At 43.3% G+C, this 20601-nt stretch carries 16 protein-coding genes; 7 read left to right on the forward strand and 9 right to left on the reverse strand.

Annotation, left to right across the window (positions count from 1 at the left end):
* Positions 1-73: 73 nt before the first annotated feature.
* Positions 74-877, forward strand: coding sequence for a 2,5-didehydrogluconate reductase DkgB (gene dkgB, locus F4W09_RS13500; protein ID WP_151505088.1), 804 nt, complete (start codon positions 74-76; stop codon positions 875-877).
* 9 nt (positions 878-886) lie between these two features.
* Positions 887-2086, forward strand: a complete 1200-nt coding sequence (locus F4W09_RS13505) for an MFS transporter (RefSeq protein ID WP_151505089.1) — start codon at positions 887-889, stop codon at positions 2084-2086.
* 28 nt (positions 2087-2114) lie between these two features.
* Here the strand turns inward: F4W09_RS13505 and F4W09_RS13510 are convergent, their stop codons facing one another.
* Entirely contained in the window at positions 2115-2759 is a 645-nt protein-coding gene (locus F4W09_RS13510) for an START domain-containing protein (RefSeq protein WP_151505090.1), read from the reverse strand.
* Positions 2760-2817: 58 nt separating this feature from the next.
* Complete coding sequence (gene dapB / locus F4W09_RS13515; protein WP_104441308.1) at positions 2818-3639, reverse strand: 4-hydroxy-tetrahydrodipicolinate reductase; 822 nt, start codon at positions 3637-3639, stop codon at positions 2818-2820.
* 292 nt (positions 3640-3931) lie between these two features.
* On the opposite strand from dapB, the gene F4W09_RS13520 reads away from it, so the two are divergent.
* Positions 3932-4186 carry a hypothetical protein gene (locus F4W09_RS13520; protein ID WP_151505091.1) on the forward strand — a complete coding sequence of 85 codons (255 nt, stop codon included), beginning with the start codon at positions 3932-3934 and terminating at the stop codon, positions 4184-4186.
* A 53-nt stretch (positions 4187-4239) separates the two neighbouring features.
* Here F4W09_RS13520 and dnaJ read toward each other — a convergent pair whose 3' ends face one another.
* The 4 genes from dnaJ to F4W09_RS13540 all read right to left on the reverse strand — a co-directional run bounded on the left by dnaJ (position 4240) and on the right by F4W09_RS13540 (position 10218).
* Complete coding sequence (dnaJ, locus tag F4W09_RS13525; RefSeq protein ID WP_151505092.1) at positions 4240-5355, reverse strand: molecular chaperone DnaJ; 1116 nt, start codon at positions 5353-5355, stop codon at positions 4240-4242.
* Between the two features lie 106 nt (positions 5356-5461).
* The gene (locus F4W09_RS13530) at positions 5462-5836 is read right to left on the reverse strand and encodes a hypothetical protein (RefSeq protein ID WP_016168925.1); all 375 of its coding nucleotides are present in this window, start codon (positions 5834-5836) and stop codon (positions 5462-5464) included.
* Between the two features lie 141 nt (positions 5837-5977).
* Positions 5978-9100, reverse strand: coding sequence for an efflux RND transporter permease subunit (locus F4W09_RS13535; protein WP_151505093.1), 3123 nt, complete (start codon positions 9098-9100; stop codon positions 5978-5980).
* Entirely contained in the window at positions 9097-10218 is a 1122-nt protein-coding gene (locus F4W09_RS13540; protein WP_016168927.1) for an efflux RND transporter periplasmic adaptor subunit, read from the reverse strand. Before F4W09_RS13540 ends, F4W09_RS13535 begins: the two co-directional genes overlap by 4 nt.
* Positions 10219-10363: 145 nt before the next feature.
* On the opposite strand from F4W09_RS13540, the gene F4W09_RS13545 reads away from it, so the two are divergent.
* From F4W09_RS13545 to F4W09_RS13560, 4 genes are all read left to right on the forward strand, one after another.
* On the forward strand, positions 10364-10987 hold the full coding sequence (locus F4W09_RS13545; RefSeq protein ID WP_016168928.1) for a TetR/AcrR family transcriptional regulator: 624 nt from the start codon (positions 10364-10366) through the stop codon (positions 10985-10987).
* 147 nt (positions 10988-11134) lie between these two features.
* Positions 11135-13825, forward strand: a complete 2691-nt coding sequence (gene ppc / locus F4W09_RS13550; protein WP_016168929.1) for a phosphoenolpyruvate carboxylase — start codon at positions 11135-11137, stop codon at positions 13823-13825.
* Between the two features lie 369 nt (positions 13826-14194).
* Entirely contained in the window at positions 14195-15499 is a 1305-nt protein-coding gene (locus tag F4W09_RS13555; protein WP_016168930.1) for a solute carrier family 23 protein, read from the forward strand.
* 119 nt (positions 15500-15618) lie between these two features.
* Positions 15619-16542 (forward strand): LysR family transcriptional regulator, encoded by a 924-nt coding sequence (locus F4W09_RS13560; RefSeq protein ID WP_016168931.1) that lies wholly within the window; start codon positions 15619-15621, stop codon positions 16540-16542.
* Here the strand turns inward: F4W09_RS13560 and F4W09_RS13565 are convergent.
* From F4W09_RS13565 to F4W09_RS13575, 3 genes are all read right to left on the reverse strand, one after another.
* A complete protein-coding gene (locus F4W09_RS13565) occupies positions 16532-17257 on the reverse strand; it encodes a sulfite exporter TauE/SafE family protein (RefSeq protein WP_151505094.1) in 726 nt (241 codons plus the stop codon). The two genes, F4W09_RS13560 and F4W09_RS13565, sit on opposite strands and share 11 nt — an antisense overlap.
* 166 nt (positions 17258-17423) lie before the next feature.
* The gene (locus F4W09_RS13570; RefSeq protein ID WP_151505095.1) at positions 17424-18590 is read right to left on the reverse strand and encodes a PQQ-dependent sugar dehydrogenase; all 1167 of its coding nucleotides are present in this window, start codon (positions 18588-18590) and stop codon (positions 17424-17426) included.
* Between the two features lie 363 nt (positions 18591-18953).
* The gene (locus F4W09_RS13575) at positions 18954-20315 is read right to left on the reverse strand and encodes an MFS transporter (protein ID WP_104441302.1); all 1362 of its coding nucleotides are present in this window, start codon (positions 20313-20315) and stop codon (positions 18954-18956) included.
* Between the last annotated feature and the right edge of the window lie 286 nt (positions 20316-20601).

Here is a 20601-nt window from a genome sequence, read left to right on the forward strand (position 1 = left end):
ATTCCTAGATTTTTCCACAACAGTTATTTCAGCAAAATAGCTCCATCTTTAAAAAAGTTCGGTTGAGAAAAACATGATTGTTCCAAAAATGGGAATGGGTACCTTTCGCTTGACGGGTGCAACAGTAATTGACGCGGTTCAGACTGCACTTGAGGTCGGCTATCGTGCCATTGATACGGCACAAATTTATGGCAATGAAGCTGAAATTGGTCAAGCCATTGCCAACAGTGGTGTACCACATCATGAATTATTTTTGACCACCAAAATCTGGACTGAAAATTACGCTCCAGAGCAATTAATTCTGAGCTTAAAACAGAGCCTACAAAAATTAGGCACGGATGCTGTGAATTTGACTTTAATTCATTGGCCTGCCCCACTACTGGGCATTCAAATTGAGGAAGTCATGCAAGCCTTGCTGCATGCCAAGCAATTAGGACTGACCGAACATATCGGTATCTCAAATTTTAATATTGCCCTAACCCAACAGGCAATTAACAGTATTGGACTTGAGCATATTGCCACCAATCAAATTGAACTGAGTCCTTATTTACAAAATCGTCCCTTGGTTAGTTATCTGCAACAGCAACAGATTGATGTGACTTCTTACATGACTTTGGCCTATGGCAAAGTGCTGCAAGATCCTGTCTTACAGACGATTGCCCAGCAAATCAATGCCAGTCCCGCACAAGTGGCATTGGCGTGGGCGCTGCAACAAGGTTATGCCGTCATTCCATCTTCTACACAACGAGCGCATTTGTTGGCAAATTTAAAAGCACAAGATTTACAGCTCACTCCTGAACAGATACAGGCAATTACTGAGCTCGACCGAAACTCACGTGAGGTAAACCCTGAACAACTCGCTCCCGAGTGGGATTAGGGCAATCAAATGAAAATGAATTACCCCTTATTGGCGCTGGCAATAGGCGCCTTTGCCATTGGAACCACTGAATTTTCACCCATGGGCTTTTTACCTGAAATTGCCCATGATCTGAGCATTTCTATTCCACAAGCAGGTATGCTCATCAGTGCCTATGCCATTGGGGTGATGTTGGGTGCCCCGCTGATGACCCTATGGTTTAGCCGTTATTCCAAACGGCATGCTCTGATCCTGCTCATGGTCATTTTCACACTAGGCAACCTGCTGGCTTATTTTGCCAATAGTTATTCGAGCTTAATACTGGCACGTATCTTGACCAGCTTAAATCATGGTGCTTTCTTTGGCATTGGTTCTGTAGTCGCCGCTAGTGTGGTGCCCAAAGAAAAACAAGCCAGTGCCGTCGCAGCCATGTTTATGGGGCTGACCCTAGCCAATATTGGCGGCGTTCCCTTTGCCACTTGGGTCGGGCAACATATTGGTTGGCGCATTGCTTTTCTGGGCATCACGCTACTGGGTGAAATCACCATGCTGTCTCTCTGGAAAGCACTTCCTGAAGGTCAAGCCAGTGCTCGTCCCAATATTGCTCAGGAACTCAAGGTACTCCGTCGTTTACCTGTGGTTTTGGCATTATTGACCACAGTCATGAGCTCAGGCGCGATGTTCACACTGTATACCTACATTGCACCCAGTTTGCAAAACTTCACTCAAGCTACACCCAGCCTGATCACGTTCATGTTGGTTCTGGTCGGGATTGGCTTTTCAATTGGCAATCATCTGGGGGGAAAATTCGCAGATCGCTCACTGGATCAAACGCTATTGGGTTTTCTCAGCCTACTCAGCATCATGATGCTACTGTTTCCGCTACTGGCACAAACCGCCTTTGGCGCAGCCATTGCTTTAACCCTCTGGGGTACAGCTGCATTTGCTGTGGTTCCTCCCTTACAAATGCGCGTCATGTCAGTTGCGCATGAAGCTTCTGGACTTGCCTCTTCGGTCAATATTGGCGCCTTTAATTTAGGCAATGCCTTGGGTGCACTGGCGGGTGCCAGCGTACTCAGTTTTGGACTCAGCTATACGGCGGTGGCATGGATCGGTGCACTATTAAGTGGTCTAGCCTTGCTGTTGGTCGGCTTACAAAAAATGTTACTGAACAAACAGCTTGTGCAAAGCCAAATACAGAAAATAGAGCCTCAATGTCTTGAACACTAAATCCATGTCGATTTTGACATCGAATTGACTAGCGCAATGCGATTGGCAAAGCTGCATAATTCCGCGGTTTTGCCAACTCATCCTTCATTTTTAACAACATTTGATACGGCTGCTGCTCCACAAATAAATTCACAGCGCTTAACGGAATAGAACCTTCAGGATCGGCATAGCCATAGGTCGAGACTTTCACTTTCTGCTTCCCCAGTTTCTGAAAAGTCCAGTCGCCTTCATAACGGCTTAAACGTACATAATTTGGATTTAACGGATAGCCTTGATTCACAGCCTTGTTTTGAATATGAATCATGCCTTGAGCATCTTTGCTCATTTTCCCCTTTACCACCAAGTCTCGGTCTTTTAAAGGAAAGGGAAAATCCAGCACCATATACAACAGAAACTCGCCTTTGCTGTCATCGCGAGATAAGACTTTGACGCTGCCCATATAAGGCACCCATCTTGGTGCTTGTTCCACATCCAAAATCAGGGCAGTGGCCTTTTCAATCGGCACATCAAAATGGGTTTCGGCTTTATACAAGACTACAGGGTTGGCCGTGTCTTGGTAGGTCCAAACCTTAATATTCTGTTTGTTAATACTCAGTTTGGCATTGTCGATAGACTTGGCCTGTGCTGTAGCAAAGAAGGCTACAGCACAGCAAGTGATCAATTTTATTTTCATTTAATTCCGCTTCTTATTTTAATTTTATGCAAATGTTTTCACAAATTCAGGCCGTGTTTTACACCTGAATATCGTTAAAACCTAGTACATCTTTCATGTCATATTTACGTGCTTCACGCCCAACCACCCATGCCGCGGCACGAACGGCACCTGAAGCAAAATTCATGCGGTTGGTGGCTTTGTGGGTAATTTCTACACGCTCGCCTTCACCAATAAACATTGCAGTGTGCTCACCCACAATGTCACCGCCACGAATGGTTTGAAAACCAATGCTTTGACGTTCACGTGGACCAGTATGGCCTTCACGGCAATACACGGCATCTTGCTTCAAGTCGCGACCTAATGCATCTGCAATGGCTTCACCCATCATTAAAGCAGTACCCGATGGAGCATCAACTTTATGGCGGTGATGCGCTTCAATGATTTCAATATCAACTGTATCGCCAAAGACTTTGGATGCCAGTTCCAATAATTTAATCGATACATTCACGCCTACAGAATAGTTGGCTGCATAGACGACTGGCGTATGAGTTGATGTTTCATCAAGAAGTGCTTTTTGCTCATCATTCATGCCAGTGGTACCAATGACCATGGCGACACCCGCTTCACGGCAAAGCTTCAAGTGCTGTTCGGTAGCAACAGGCGCAGTAAAATCAATCACCACATCACATACAGGTAAAATTTCTTGCAGACTGCCCACAATCTTCACACCAATGTTGCCAATGCCTGCAAGCTCACCTGCATCTGAACCGACTAAACTGCTTTCTGGTCGCTCAACCGCAGCAGCCAGTTGATAGCCCGCTTGTTGTACCGCCTGAATCAGAATGCGACCCATACGACCGCCTGCACCCAATACCCCAATACGTGGACTTGTAGACATAATCCGTTCCTAATCTCGAATTTAAAATTGCCTTTACTATAACAAAACTCTGGAACACGACTAAGTTGTAATCTAATTTTTTCGCAAAAATCTTGGTTGAATCGATTTAAACTTCAAAGTGCCCACTCTCAACGCATCGAGATAGTGAAGAATTAGATCATGGTATGGGTTTATATCGAAAAAAATCTTTAAAAATGAAAATGAAACCTCTCATTTTTCACACAATTTACATCTTGCTTACTCAGACTAGCCATCACGAATCATCAAGATAAAAATTGTCAGGAGACTTTCTATGCATTCGAAAAAAATAATACTCGCTTTACTGTGTACTGTTGCTGCTCATGTGTATGCTGAACCTGCTGCCCAATCTGGCGACAGCATTGACAGTTTGGCAGGGGTTAAAATTATGACCACCGTTAATGGTCAACCTGGAAGCCTTGCCGAACGCATGGCAACGAATGCTCCTCAAACATCCGCGAGTGCAGCGCAACAACCAGTTGAAGAAACGGTGAGTGTTGAAGCGATTGATGCACCTATCCCACAATAAAACAGACATAAAAAAAGGGCATGTTTTACACGCCCTTTTTTTATTACTTTGAATTAGTCAAACAAACGATCAAAGAATGACTTTTTCTTTGGTGAAGAGTTATTGTCTTCACCATCTAAAGTCACTTGCAGTTCTTTCAACAGTTCACGTTGACGAGCCGTCAAGTTCACAGGTGTTTCCACCACAATACGGCAGAGTAAATCACCCTGCATGCTGGTACGTACAGGTTTAACCCCTTTGCCACGTAAACGGAACATTTTTCCAGTTTGCGTACCTTCAGGAATTTTCAAACTGACACGACCTTCTAGCGTTGGAATCTCAATCTCTTTACCCAAAGCAGCATCAGCAATGCTTACTGGTACATCCATATACAGATCTGCACCATCACGTTGGAAAATTTCGTGTTCACGTACCACAACTTCTACATAGAGGTCGCCAGCTTGACCATCACGAATGGCTTCACCTTTACCGCTTAAACGCACGCGATCGCCATTATCTACCCCAGCTGGAATCGTCACTTCTAGGGTTTGCTGACGGTCAGAAACCCCCGAACCATGACATTTCTGACAAGGGTTCTTAATAATTTTACCTTGTCCACGACATGTACCGCAGGTTTGCTGTACTGAGAAAAAGCCTTGCTGCATACGGACTTGACCTGCACCATGACAGGTTTTACACGTTTCAACATCATTCGGGTTTTTAGAACCTTTACCGTCACAGCTCTCGCATGGTGCTGGCGCAGTAAAGGTAATGGTCTTTTTCACCCCTTTTACTGCTTCTTCTAAAGTGAGTTCCATCACATAACGTAAGTCAGAACCACGGCGCTGACGCTGTTGACCACGACCGCCACCACCAAAAGCACCACCGAAGATATCACCAAACTGGCTGAAAATGTCTTCTGCACTAAAACCGCCGAAGCCACCACCGCCGCCACCGAAACCACCTTCAAATGCACCATGTCCCATACGGTCGTACATGCTGCGCTTTTCGCTGTCGGAAAGAATTTCGTAAGCTTCAGAGGCTTCTTTAAATTTTTCTTCTGCTTCAGGGTTGTCTGGGTTACGGTCTGGATGATATTTCATCGCCAACTTACGGTAGGCTTTTTTAATTTCATCATCACTAGCGGTTTTAGCGACACCTAAAACCTCATAATAATCACGTTTAGCCATAGCTGGCGATGCTCCTCACGGAATTTCATTTCATACTGAATAATGCTCTGAAATTGGGGGTGAAGCGTGATTTTACAAGGGCAAAATGTTAAAAAATTTACAAATTCTAGAAAACTGCTTTATTTTTTATAAACTTAGAAAGGCCTTTAATCCAAGCATTGAGTAAATATAAAAAGGCAATCAATGCGAATACCACACCTGCAACGGTACATCCTGTAACCCAAAGTGCACTATTCCAAGTGAAGAAACATAAAGGAATAAACCACAATGCAGCAAATAAACTGAGTACGGTATAAATAATGATATTTCGCATAACCCAAAGGGCTTGGGCTTGTAACCAGACTTCAGTATCCACTTGGGTCACTTTACGGGCAAACCAATAAGCAAAAATACCGCTGATGACGGTAAATAATGCCAAAAACATGAAGACATAAGAAATCGCGATAGAGCGGCGATACTTGGTTAAACTGTCTTGCTTCATGTGCGATTAAACCTCATTACTACATCTTTGTTTTTTTTAGTATGTAGCAAAATTCCTAAACTGAAATTTAATAAAAATATAAGGTGCTACTATATTGAAATTTTCAAACTTTCGCACCTGATATTACTAAAATATTTTGTACTAAACGGTCTTTTTCACCTTAAACCATTGCGCATACAAAGCAGGTAAAAAGAATAGTGTGAGCAAAGTCGCAACTATTAAGCCACCCATAATCGCCACCGCCATTGGCCCAAAGAAAATACTGCGTGATAATGGAATCATGGCCAAAACTGCGGCCAGTGCAGTTAACAAGATTGGACGGAAACGGCGGACCGTCGCTTCAATAATTGCCTCCCAGGTAGCTTGTCCTGCGGCACGATCTTGTTCAATTTGATCAATCAAAATCAAAGAATTTCGCATGATCATGCCTGAAAGGGCAATTGTACCTAGCATCGCGACGAAACCAAACGGCTTATTAAACAACAGCAAGAATAATACTACGCCAATTAAACCGAGCGGTGCCGTGAGCAAGACCATGGTGGCACGGGAAATACTTTTAAGTTGAATCATCAGCAAGGTCATGACCACAGCCAAGAACAGCGGCATCCCCGCATTCACTGACTTTTGCCCACGGGCCGATTCTTCGACTGTGCCTCCGACTTCTAGCAAATAGCCCGCAGGCAATTCTGAACGGACTTGTTGCATACGATCTGACAATTCAGCCACCACCGTTGCGGGTTGTAATTTGGTCCGAATATCCGCGCGTACCGTAATGGTCGGTAAGCGATTACGGTGCCAAATTAACCCCTCTTCAAAACGATATTCAATTTTGGCAATCTGGGCCAATGGTACGAAAGTCCCTTTGGTAGTCGGTACAGCCAAACTGGCGAGAGATTCAACACTCAAACGCTCTGCCTCATCACCACGTAACCGAATATCAATTAACTCGCGCTTTTCACGGTAGGGATGCAATACAGCGCCCTGAATTGAACTATTCAGAAAATTGGCTAAATCTACGCTCGAGACTCCCATTTGGCGGGCACGGTCTTGATCAATCTGCAATTGAATAATCTTGCTGGGTTCACCCCAATCCAAGTGCACATTTGTGGTATTTGGATTCTCTCCCACTACAGCAGCAACTTTTTGCGCCCATTGGCGAACCGAATTAAGATCCTCTCCCGAAATACGGTATTGAATTGGATAACCTACCGGCGGACCATTTTCCAATAAGGAAACCCGTGTCCGCACTTCAGGTAGTAATTGACGAATTTGCTGTTCCAGAGAATGGCGAATGTCATTGCGATCATCCAAAGAAGATGCGAGAACCACAAACTGAGCAAAACTGGCTTGGGGTAATTGCTGATCTAAAGGTAAATAAAAACGCGGCGAACCTGTCCCTACATAAGCCACATAATTTTCAATTCCCTGTTGTTTCGAAAGAAAATGCTCGACCTTTTTCACTGCCGCCTCTGTGGCTTTAAGAGAAGCGCCTTCTTCAAGTTTTAAATCTACCAAAATTTCAGCGCGGTTTGATGGCGGGAAAAATTGTTGTGGCACCAATTTAAACATCAACACTGAAAGCACAAACATACCCAAGGTCGTGGCAATCACGGTTTTACGATAGGTCACACACCAGTTTACCCATGCACGAAAACGTTGATAAAACTGGGTCTGATAAGGATCATGTTCAGTACTATGCAACTTGATGGGCTGTGGCTCAGGTTGTTTTCTGAAACGAGCCCAAAGCCTTTGATACCAAGGTGCTCTAGTTGGTTGCTGCTGAAAATCAGGCAATAACTTATCCCCCAAATAAGGGACAAACAATACCGCAGCAAACCAAGACACAATTAAAGCAATGGTCACCACCTGAAAAATGGAACGGGTATATTCTCCAGTGCTAGAAGCGGCTGTGGCAATCGGCAAGAATCCTGCTGCGGTAATTAAAGTCCCCGTCAGCATTGGAAAGGCCGTGGTTTTCCATGCAAACCCCGCGGCTTGCAAGCGGCTATAGCCTTGTTCCATGCGAATCGCCATCATTTCGATGGCAATAATGGCATCATCGACCAATAAACCGAGGGCTAAAATCAGTGCACCTAAAGAAATTTTATGCAGTCCTACATCAAATAAATTCATGCCTGCAAAGGTCATAGCCAGTACCAGCGGAATGGAAAATGCCACCACCAAGCCAGTACGAAAACCCAAAGAAAAGAAACTTACCAACAGTACAATAATCACGGCCTCAGCCAAGACTTTCATGAATTCATGCACACTGCGTTCAACCGCAACGGGCTGATCAGAGACTTTTTCTAGCTTCATCCCCAAAGGTAAGCTTTTCTGTAAGGTTGCAAACTCGGCCTGTAAGTTTTCCCCCAAAGCCAGAATATCTCCCCCCTTACGCATCGAAACCGCAATCCCAATGCCATTTTCACCCATAAAACGCATGCGTGGCTGGGCAGGTTCACTAAAGCCACGGTAAACCTCTGCCACATCCCCCAGTTGAATGGTTTGACCATTCACCAATAAGGGCATTTTTTTCAGATCTTCGACGTTATGCAACTGACCGCTCACGCGAATTTGAATACGATCGGTCTGAGTTTCAAAATAACCTGCGCTAGCTATGGCATTTTGTTGCTGCAAAGCCTGCTGAATCGCAGTGATAGGAATGCCCAGTTGTGTGGCTTTGGTATTGGATAAATCAATCCAGATTTTCTGGTCTTGTAACCCAATCAGATCGACCTTGCCCACATCTTGGACCCGCTGTAATTGCAGTTGTAAGCGGTCGGCATATTCTTTGAGTACCGCATAGTCAAAGCCCTTGCCCGTAAGTACGTAAATATTGCCGAAGGTATCGCCAAACTCGTCATTAAAAAATGGGCCTTGTACATCACTCGGTAGTTCATGCCGAATGTCATTGACCTTTTTACGTACGTCATACCAGACATCAGGAATTTGTGCAGAGCGCAACGAATCTTTCGCGAAAAAAGTCACTAACGACTCCCCTGGCCGCGAGTACGCCATAATGCGCTCATAATTGCCCGTACTCATGAGTTCTTTCTCAATACGGTCAGTCACTTGCACGGACACTTGCTTTGCTGTTGCGCCTGGCCAATAGGTTTGCACTACCATGACTTTAAAGGTGAATGGCGGATCTTCGCTTTGCGACAACTTAGAATAGGACACCATGCCGACGATGCCTAGCAAGATCATGAAATACAGGATTAAGCCTTTATTTTTCAATGCCCATTCTGACAGGTTGAAATTCATGATTTCGCTCCTGTCGCAGACTTGGTACTAGATAGTTGCACTGCACGATTTTCCCGATCGATCGGGCGAATTTTTTGCTGCTCTCTTAACAGGTGTACACCACCCACCACAATATAGTCTTCAGGCTTTAACCCAGACAATACAGGTACGCTGTCACGCCCGTAAGCACCTAAGGTGACAGGAACTTTATGGACACGTGAGTCTGGATGCACCACCCAAACAAAGGCCTGTTGCTCATTCGCAGACACACTGGATAAAGGCACACTCAAGATATTGTGCTGCAAACTGCTAAAAAAGACTCGTGCACTTTGCCCCAACTGAATGTCTTGGCTCTGACTCTTTAAGGCAACTTTCACACTAAAAGTACGCGACTGATCCGCTGCTGGGGAAATTTCACGCACATAAGCTGCAAATTTATCTTGTGGTTTTGACCACAAAGTCACCCATGCTTCCTGCCCAATCCGTAAATCATTAATGGCTTGTTCAGGCACACCAATGACCACCTCACGCTCGCCTGCAATCGCCAATTGATAAGCCGCTTGCCCTGCTGCAACCACCTGCCCCACTTCAATATTACGTGCGGTAATCACACCACTTTTGTCTGCAATAAGCTGATTGTAGCGAGTCTGGTTTTGACTGACTTCATAGTTGGATTGCGCCTGTTTCAGACTGGCCAATGCAGCTTGATACTGATTATTCATCGCATCATATTGTGAACGGCTCACAGCGTTCATCGGCAATAATTGCTTAAAACGTGTTAGCTCCTGTTCAGCCACTTTCGCTGCTGACTGAGCACTTTCCAATTGTGCGCGGGAAGCATTTAATTGTAATTGAGCATCTTTCACGTCCAGCTTTGCCAAAACCTGTCCAACCCGAACCTGATCACCAACATCGACAAAACGTTGCATAACCTGCCCAGACACCCGAAATGCCAAATCCGTTTGTTGTCGAGCTTTGACTTCACCCGCATAACTTTTTTGTTCAGTTAAAGAGGTAGATGGTTGTACCACCATAACAAAAGGGACTTGTTCTGTTGTCGTCTGTTCTCGATTACACCCCCAAAGGGTCAAACTGGATAAAATTATAAGACTGGCGATTAGGGTCTTGGCAAGGTTCATTCGTCGTGCTCTTATCTAAATGTCATTTTTAAGGCAAAATACTATGCTGTTCTTTGAACAATTTTTAATTAATATACCACGCGGTACATTAATTAAAAGCCCTGTTTGAAGTAAATGTCTTAATTAAGCGAAAGTGGAAAATTTTGTGCAAACGAATGTCGGTCGGCCCAAAGATTTAGAAAAGCATAAGCAAATTCTGCTAGCTGCTAGAAACCTGTTCCTCAAATATGGCTATCATGGTTCGAGCATGAATCAAATTGCCCAAGAAGCTGGGGTCACCAAGCTAACGATTTATAATCATTTTCAGGACAAAGCCACGCTTTTTACCTGTGCGATTGAACAAACCTGCGAAAATTTAATGGAAACACGTCCCTTTGAATTGAATGCAGACAGTGATTTTCTTGAGGCTTTTGCTCAAGCTTGCCAAATCGCATTAAACATTGTGTACCTACCCGAAGCAGTGAAGTTGGAACATTTGCTGATTGAACTGGCTGCCGAACAAAATCCCTTAGCATTACAGTTTTATAATGCATCCCATCAAAAAATGTGTGATGGCTGGGAAGAGTTTTTTCAGCAAGCTGCCACCTTGGGTTTTATTCAACATGGGGATGTGGAACAGCAACGCCTATTGCTACTGTCCTTACTGCTTGGACTACGTCATTTAGAAATTTTACTGGGTGTACGTGCTATTCCAACCTCTCAACAACAGCAGGAAATCATCCAACAAAGTATCGAACTGTTCATGCTGAAATATGGCTCGCATGCCTAGTGCCTCTTTTCCTTGATCCTTCCAACGCCATTCCATTATCCAATTGCTAGTTTTATCAACAAAAGCTTGCGACTTTTGTAGCCCTGCTACTTGGCATTCGATTAAATCGGGGTATAGTCAAAAAGAATAAGAACTGGAGAATGGAAAATGATTCAACAAATTGATGCTCCACTACGCGAAGACGTACGGTTACTTGGTAATTTATTAGGGGAAACCTTAAAACAACATGCCGGGCAAGATTTGTTTAATCAGATAGAACAGATTCGAGCACTTGCCAAAGGTGCACGTGATGGACAAGTTGAAGCCGAAAAACAACTAGAGCAGCTCTTTCTCAGTCTAGAAGATGATGAGATTCTTCCGCTCACCCGTGCATTTACGCACTTTTTGAACTTTGCCAATATCGCCGAACAGTACCATGTGGTACGTAGCCGTCGCCAAAGTGAATTTGATCCTGAAGCCCCATCACCAAATCCACTCGATCATCTGTTCCAAAAATTCAAAACCCATCAAGTCTCAGCAGAACAGCTCTATCAACAACTGTGTGAACTTAAAATTGAACTGGTGTTGACCGCACACCCTACAGAGGTGAGCCGTCGTACCCTCATTCAAAAATATGATGGCATTAATGACTGTTTATTCAAATTCGATCAGCAAAAACTCACCCCGCGTGAACGCCAAGCCGTACTAGAAGACTTAAAACAGCTGATCTGTTCTGCATGGCAAACCGATGAAATTCGTCAACATCGTCCGACCCCTATCGATGAAGCCAAATGGGGTTTCACCACCATTGAACAAACCTTGTGGAATGCAGTACCCAAGTTCATGCGTGAACTGGATGGGATGGTAGAAGAACATTGTGGACAACGTTTACCGCTACATGTTGCTCCCGTGCGTTTTGCTTCTTGGATGGGTGGTGACCGTGATGGCAACCCGAACGTAACCCACAATGTGACCCAAGAAGTGCTGTGGTTGTCACGCTGGAAAGCGGCTGACTTATATTTACGTGATATTGAAGACCTACGTTGGGAATTGTCGATTCAAAACTGTAGCAATGAATTAGTTCAGGCTTTGGGAGCGCCTCATCCTGAACCTTATCGTGAATATTTACGTGACACTCGCGAGCGCTTAAAAATCACCCGAGAATGGTTGGCCCATAAGCTTCAGGGGCAAGATCAGGTTTTAGATGACAGTCGCATCATCAAAAGTAAACAGGAACTATTACAGCCTTTATTACTCTGTTATCGCTCTCTCATGTCGTGCAACCTACCTGAAATTGCCAATGGAAAATTATTGGACTTTATTCATCGGGTCAATTGCTTTGGTATCGAATTATTAAAGTTGGATATTCGTCAGGAATCAGGGCGTCATCGCCAAGCCATTTCCGCTATCACCGAATATTTAGGTTTAGGCAATTTTGAAACTTGGACGGAACAAGCCCGTCAAAACTTCTTATTACAAGAATTACAAAGCAAACGCCCGTTGCTGCCAAAACATTTGAATGAGCCTGAGCAAAGCCTGATTCTACACCCCGATGTACAAGAAGTGTTTGCCACCATGCGGACCTTGGCAGAACAGCCTGCTGAAAGCCTCGGTGCCTATATTATTTCCATGGCGGAATATCCAAGTGATGTGCTTGCTGTTCTACTCTTACAAAAAGAAGCTGGCATTCAACAGCCTTTACGTGTAGTTCCCCTATTTGAAACTTTGAAAGACTTGGATGGTGCGGCACATACCATGCAAACCCTGTTCAATATGCATTGGTACAAACAGCATATTCAGGGCAAACATGAAGTCATGATTGGTTATTCAGACTCGGCCAAAGATGCTGGCTTTATGTCTGCCAACTGGGCGCAATACCGTGCGCAAGAAGAGTTGACTGCCATCGCCAAACAACATGCGGTCCAACTGACCCTGTTTCATGGTCGTGGTGGTTCTATCAGTCGTGGCGGTGCTCCAACCCAACAAGCGTTATTTTCTCAGCCTCCAGGTTCGATTTCTGGTGCCATTCGCGTCACCGAACAAGGCGAAATGATCCGTTTTAAATTCGGACTGGAAGGCATTGCGCTACAAAATCTGGAAATTTATACCGCAGCCACACTGGAAGCAACCTTACTTCCACCGCCAGAGCCGAAAGCCGAATGGCGTGAACTGATGCATCGCATGACTGACCTTTCGGTACAGGTTTACCGTCAAACGGTACGTGAAAATCCGCACTTTGTGAAATATTTAAGAACCGTCACACCTGAACTGGAACTGCAAATGTTGCCATTGGGTTCTCGACCTGCCAAACGTAAAGTCAGTGGCGGGATTGAATCCTTACGTGCTATTCCTTGGGTGTTTGCCTGGACGCAAATTCGTCTGATGCTCCCCGCTTGGTTAGGCACAGGTGCGGCTATTAATCAAGTGATTGAACAAGGACATAAAGCAACCTTAGAGGACATGTTGCAGCAATGGCCTTATTTCCAAACCCTGATCGATATGTTGGAAATGGTCCTGTCCAAAGCTGATGGACATGTGGCTTTATACTATGAAACCCACTTGACCCAAGATGAAGACTTAAAAGCTCTAGGCACAACATTGCGCCAACGTCTACAAGATGCAGTGGGAACCCTGCTCACCTTAAAAGATGAATCCAAATTGCTCAGCAGCAACGAAGTTTTGGATCAATCGATGCGGGTTCGTAAACCTTACTTACTGCCTCTGCATTTGCTGCAAGCAGAACTGATGAAACGACGTCGTTTGTATCTAGCAGAACGTCAAGCTGAACATACCCCAGTCGATCATGCCTTAATGGTCAGTATCGCAGGTATTGCAGCAGGTCTTCGCAATACGGGTTGATGTAAGTATTCTCAATTGGCAACTCAGCCGTATGCTGGGTTGCCAAAACAGCATTTTGTTTGAATCGATTGGCAAAATATTTCTTGCCACCTTCAATTTTCAGCAGTTTTTTTATATTGTTAAAAAATTTTTGAAAGATTGATAAAAAAAATTTATCGCTAAGCAAAGCGAACAAACAGCTTTTATTGACTATAATTTATAGAATAATATATTGATTTATTGTTAATTTAAAAATCAAAACATTTTACCACTTGGTATAAAATTATTATAAATCAGAGTTCTACTTAATCTGAAATTAAAAATCAATGATTAAATCACTCGAAAAGAAAGAGTATGATGTGCACAATTTATTTTTAAAGCGATCAATTTATGTCCAATTGGTTTCCCAAATGGCGTCCATATACAGGCAATGTCGAGACGCAGCCTGTCGGCACAAATGAGTATCTTCCGCCTGTACAAAGTGCTGTGTTGGGCATTCAACATGCTTTTGCCATGTTTGGTGCGACAGTTCTTGCCCCATTCTTGATGGGTTTTGACCCCAATCTTGCGATTTTTATGTCGGGCATCTGTACCATTCTGTTTTTTTTAATGACAGGTGGACGTGTTCCAAGTTATCTTGGCTCAAGCTTTGCTTTTATTGGCGTGGTCATTGCTGCCACAGGTTATGCCGCTTCTGGAACGGGTGCACCGAATGCCAATTTAGCCGTCGCTGCTGGCGGGATCATGGCATGTGGCGTGTTGTACGCACTGTTTGGTCTGATGGTCATGGCAACGGGCACCAAATGGATTGAAAAACTCATGCCACCAGTAGTAACTGGTGCTGTGGTGATGATTATTGGTTTAAATCTGGCACCTGTGACAGTAAAAGGCGTGGCGGGCAATCCCTTTAATATGTGGATGGCACTGGTGACAGTGCTTTGTATGGGGTCAATTGCTGTCTTCACCAAAGGCCTATTGCAACGCTTACTGCTCTTAATCGGCTTATTACTGGCGTATCTACTCTATTTCATCATTTCGAATGTCATGGGATACGGTACACCTATTAATTTTACTCCAATTCAACAAGCAGCGTGGTTTGGCTTTCCAACCTTCCATTCGCCACAGTTTGATGTGAATGCCATGTTGATTATTGCTCCAGTAGCGCTAATTTTAGTGGCTGAAAATTTGGGGCATATTAAAGCAGTCAGTGCCATGACGGGTGAAAACTTAGACCCGCAAATTGGTAAAGCCTTTTTGGCAGATGGTGTTGCAACGACGCTTTCTGGCGGTGTTGGTGCACCAGGTATGACCACCTATGGCGAAAACATTGGGGTGATGGCTGTTACGCGCGTTTACTCAACTATTGTATTTGTGATTGCAGGTGTGTTTGCCATTTTCTTGGGGTTATCGCCAAAGTTTGGTGCCATTATTCACACCATTCCAACTGCAATTCTCACAGGTGCTTCTATTGTAGTCTTTGGTTTAATTACCATTGCGGGTGCCAAAATCTGGATTGAAAACAAAGTCGATTTTTCTAAAAATAAAAACCTGATGGTTGCAGCAGTGACCATTATTTTAGGTACAGGTGATTTTGCCTTGCAGTTCGGCAATTTCAATTTGGGCGGCATTGGAACGGCTACCTTCGCAGCCTTGGTTTTAAACTGGTTCTTCAGCTTAAAAGATAAAAGCGAATAAATATTGCTCCATTTATAGCAGCCTACGGGCTGCTTTTTTTATATTTTCAGGCTTTAACATTGCCTCTTGGTGATCAAGTTTTTAAGATGGAAAACTCAATATAAGATGAATTTATGGCTATGCGCCTCGACTTTTTTGACTTAACGTTATTCTTGAATATTGTCGAAACAGGCAGTTTGACTAAGGGTGCAGAACGTTCTGCAATATCCTTACAAGCCGCCAGTGAACGGATTAAAAAACTCGAACAACAGTTCTCTGTCTCGCTGTTTACCCGCCATGCCACTGGCGTCAAACTCACACTGGCAGGTCAAATGTTTAATCAACATGCCCAAACTTTAATTCAACAACATCAGCAACTTGAACAGGCAATGCAGCCTTTTTCTCAACGACAACATCGCAGCATGACCCTATGGTGTAATTCTTCAGCTCAGAGTGAATATTTACCTTTGGTTCTACCAGCTTACTTAATGGAAAATCCGCATTTACATATCGAATTGCAAGAAGCAGAGTCCAATGACATTATTCAAGCTTTAAGCAAAGGGATCGCACAACTTGGCTTAATCTCGAGTTTTTTTAATGCTCACCCCCTACAAACCCTAGAGTTTGCAGATGATCCTCTGGTATTGATCTGCCCACGCCACCATCCTTTAACCCACCATCCTGAACTAAGCTTGGTTGATACCTTGGAACATGCCTTTGTCGGATTAATGCAATATCACTCCTTACAGCAATCGATTGAAGCACAAGCCAAATTACTGGGCTATAGCATTCAGTATCGTCTTCGTCTTCCTAATTTTGGTGCAATTGCACAGGTCGTTGCCAATGGCATTGGGATTGCCATCATTCCGAAACGGGCTGCCCAACGCTTACAACAGTTGTACGCATTCCAACAAATTCAATTAAAAGGTGCATGGGCAAACCGAAAGTTACTGTTGGCTGCACAAAATTTTGATACCTTAACTTTAGATTATCAACATTTTAGCCAATATTTAATTCAACAACGTCCTCAGCTTGACAGTATACCCAACACAATTAATGACTAAGCAGCATATACCCACCTAAAGCCATCAAACCACAGAAAAAGACTTTGCGAAATTTCTGCTCTGCAATTTTATAGCGTATCCGCGTGCCCAACCACATGCCAAGTAAGGCAGGAATCAAAGCCATCACTGACCATAGATAATCAATCTCGAGATGAGCCACAGGATTCTGCTGTAAAAATATAGCCAAACACATGGTCGATACGGTAAATGCCAGACCTAGGGATTGAACCAGATCATCCCGCTGTAAATGTAAAGACTGCAAATAAGGCACCACGGGAATGACCACAACGCCAGTTGCCACAGTCAATGCCCCACCCAAATACCCAATCAATGGAGATAAGATCCAAGCATAACGCGACAAGTTTGGTATTTGTTTGGCAACTAAACCATATAAGCCGTAAAGCAATAACATGGCACCTAAAAGCGCTTCACTATGAAATTCACTTTGACCTAGGTTGGGAAAAATACTCCAGATTGAACCGATAATAATCCCCAGCAAAAGCGTCCAGAATCGAGCTAAAACCCGTAATACCTGTCCTTCAGCAAATAACTGCCAAATATTGGTAACCATAGAAGGTACAATCAGCAATGCTGCTGCTTGATAAGGGCTAATCAACATGGTCAATAGTCCCATCGATACGGCAGGCAAACCTAGACCAATCATGCCTTTTACCATCCCTGCCAACAGAAAAACCACCACAATAAAACTCAGCACTGCTCTCTTCCTTAAAACATCCCAGTGCTATGCTAAGGCGCTTCAGTACAAAGAAAAATCAGGCTTTTTTGTACTAAGCCTCAGGTTTTTCCTGAGGCTTACTCAAAGTTGGCATATCGAAAGTAGAATTTTCATAAACAGATAAAGATGAAATAGACATTGCACTTTAGGGTTTAGGCGCAGTTAATTGGAATAAGGCGGCATGTTTGCCATCTTCTATTCCCCAAATTGAACCATCCTCTGCTTCAACCAAACCACGAATTCGCTGTTTCATAGCTAAACGTTGTACCTCTTGTACAGGCACAGTTTGCGTATCTACTATAATAATTGCTTGTGAAGATAAGCCGCTAATGAGTGCTTTATTGGTCCATTTCGGGAATTTAGAACCTTGATAGAACATTAAGCTCGATGGAGAAATGACTGGAGTCCAACTAATCTCAGGAGCTTGAAACTCAGGACGAGTCGTATGATCAGGAATATCTCGCCCACTATAATGATCACCATTCGACACAATCGGATATCCATAGTTTGCAGCTTTATAAATACGATTTAACTCATCGCCACCACGAGGCCCCATTTCAGCAACCCAAAGCTGTCCTTGTGCATCGAAAGCCATCCCCAAAGGATTTCTGTGTCCTAGACTCCAAATTTGAGCCGCAATCGGACCTTGAGCTATAAATGGGTTGCCTATTGCTGGCGAACCATCATCATTCAAGCGCAAAATTTTACCTAAATTGCTCTGCATATCTTGTGCAGGTTGAAACTTCTGTCGTTCTCCTGAACTAATCCATAATTTTCCTGCTGAATCAAAGGCCAAGCGATGTGCATAATGACCTTGTCCCGAAACTTTAGGCACTTGCCGCCAAATCGGCTGCAAGTTCATTAATCGTGGTTGATTGGATAGCTGCTCATCTAAAACAGCACGCACAACTACTGCACCATAGCCACCTTTACCTTGTTCGGCATAACTGAAATAAATAATATGATTCTGCTTAAAATCTGGATGCAGCACCACATTGCCCAAACCACCTTGGCCTCCATAGGCAACCTGCGGAACGCCCTCTACAACTATTTTTTGCTGCGTTTGGGGATTAAATACAAACAGCTTCCCTGCTTTCTCAGTAATCAATAAGCGCTGATCGGGCATGACTGCTAATGCCCAAGGCTCATTGAATTCAGTTATTTTTTTAATTTGATAAGGTTGTGAAAGTGGAGCAATTGCTGCTTGTTGGTGTTGTTCATCGACTGTTTTATCTTGTGCATGACAAGCGGAAATAGACATTGGGCTGAGAAAGCTGAGCCACAAAAGGAAACCACATTTTGAATACTTCATCATGCTCTCACTGTTTGTCTTATTTCTATTCAATCTAACCAAACTCTCTCCTGATAAATAGATTCAATATGTAGCATTCAAACCTATTTAAGAGTGAATCTATGTCAGCCAAAGCGTACAGAAAATACCGCTAATACGCCTATCCTCGCATCCAATTTCAGGATAAATTGAATGCATACAGAAACAGGATGTTTCTTAGAATAACAATAAAGAGTCGACAACAGGACGTTGAGGTATTACAGGAGTTTTACCTTTAATGAAATACGAAAAAGCCCCGATATCCTATCGGGGCTTTTTTATTTTTGTCATTTTCTATTTGAATAAAAAGAGCCTCATCTAGAGGCCCTTATTCACAGGAATAGCTTAACTATATGATCTTTGTTTGGTCGCTTGAGATGTTGTAGGCACTTCAACCAATTCTTCTGCTGGATTCGTTTTAATTAGAGAAACCGCAAAAGCCGCAATAATCGCAGGAATCGCAACGGCAATGAAGTTCATTTTATGTGGAAGTTCCATGCCTAATAACATCCCAATCACAATCGGACCTACAATCGCCCCGACACGACCAATGCCAGATGCCCATCCCAAACCTGTTGAACGAACTGCCAATGGGTAATATTGCGCAACATAGCTATACAACAAAATACTACAACCAATTGAAGCTGCACCTGCCAATGCCACCAATAAATAAATTACAGGCTGTGGAGAGTTAAAACCTAAACCAACCAGTGCCAATGCACCTACTATAAGCATACTGATAATAACTGGTTTTAAATGGAAGCGATCGGCAAGGATACCACCACCTGCGGTACCAATAACTGCACCAATGTTCAAAGAAAGCAAGAACATTAAGCTACTGCCCAATGAATAACCCGCTGCCATCATGAGTTTTGGTAACCAACTACCTAAGGCATAAACCATTAGCAAGCACATGAAGAAACAGCTCCAGAATAAAATGGTCCCCATTGCACGACCATTTTTAAACAGTGCCACAACCGAAGCATCTGGAACTTTCGCTTCATTCAGGACCAATACAGTATTTTGGGTTACGGTTTCAGCAGGAACAAGACGTTGAATAATATGGCGTGCTTTTTCTGTTTGCTGAGCCTTAACTAAAAAAGTGACCGATTCAGGTAAGAATTTCCATAAAATTGGCACAAATAACAGCGGGATACCAGCAATGAAAAACATAATTTTCCAGCCAAATGTAGGGGTAAATGCTGCTCCTAATAATGCTGCCATAATTCCCCCCATCGCATAGCCACTAAACATAGCAGTCACTAAAGTACTACGGAATTTTTGTGGAGCATATTCTGAAGTCAGGGCAACTAAATTAGGCAATACACCACCAATCCCTAACCCCGCAATAAAGCGTAAAATACCAAATTCAGTTGGGTTAGATGCAAAACCACCCGCAAAGGTGAAGCCACTAAACAAGGTAACACAGATAATAATGACCTTTTTACGACCGATTTTATCTGCCAACATACCAAATAACATGGCTCCAAACATCATACCAGCCAACGCAGTACTGGCTAACATTCCCGCTTGAACTGCAGTCATTCCCCATTCTTTCATCAATAAGGGTAATGCCACACCATTGATTGCCAAATCATAGCCATCAAACAAAACTACAAATAAGCACCATAAAACTACCGTTAAATGAAAAGGTTTAAATTTAGCCTGATCAATCACAGCATTTACATTCATTGTTGTCGCTGTCATTTTACTCACCTCCAATTGTGAGATTTTTTATTGTCAACATACAATGAATAGCCGTTCATTTTTTGTCTAAAACCTCAAAGGTATAAAAAAATACCTTTAAAGTATTTAATACTTAAAATGGAACGTTTCGCCAGCAATTCGGGTAGCTATTAGCACTTAATATGTAGTAAAAACGTTACTTATATCGAAATAAATAATAATTAATTATTTAAAATCATTAGGTTAATCTTTAATTATCCAACAATAAGACCAAAGTTATCTTGCCTAAAAAAATGATCATTTTATT

The sequence above is a fragment of the Acinetobacter tandoii genome, from assembly GCF_008867985.1.
GTDB classification, from domain to species: domain Bacteria; phylum Pseudomonadota; class Gammaproteobacteria; order Pseudomonadales; family Moraxellaceae; genus Acinetobacter; species Acinetobacter tandoii.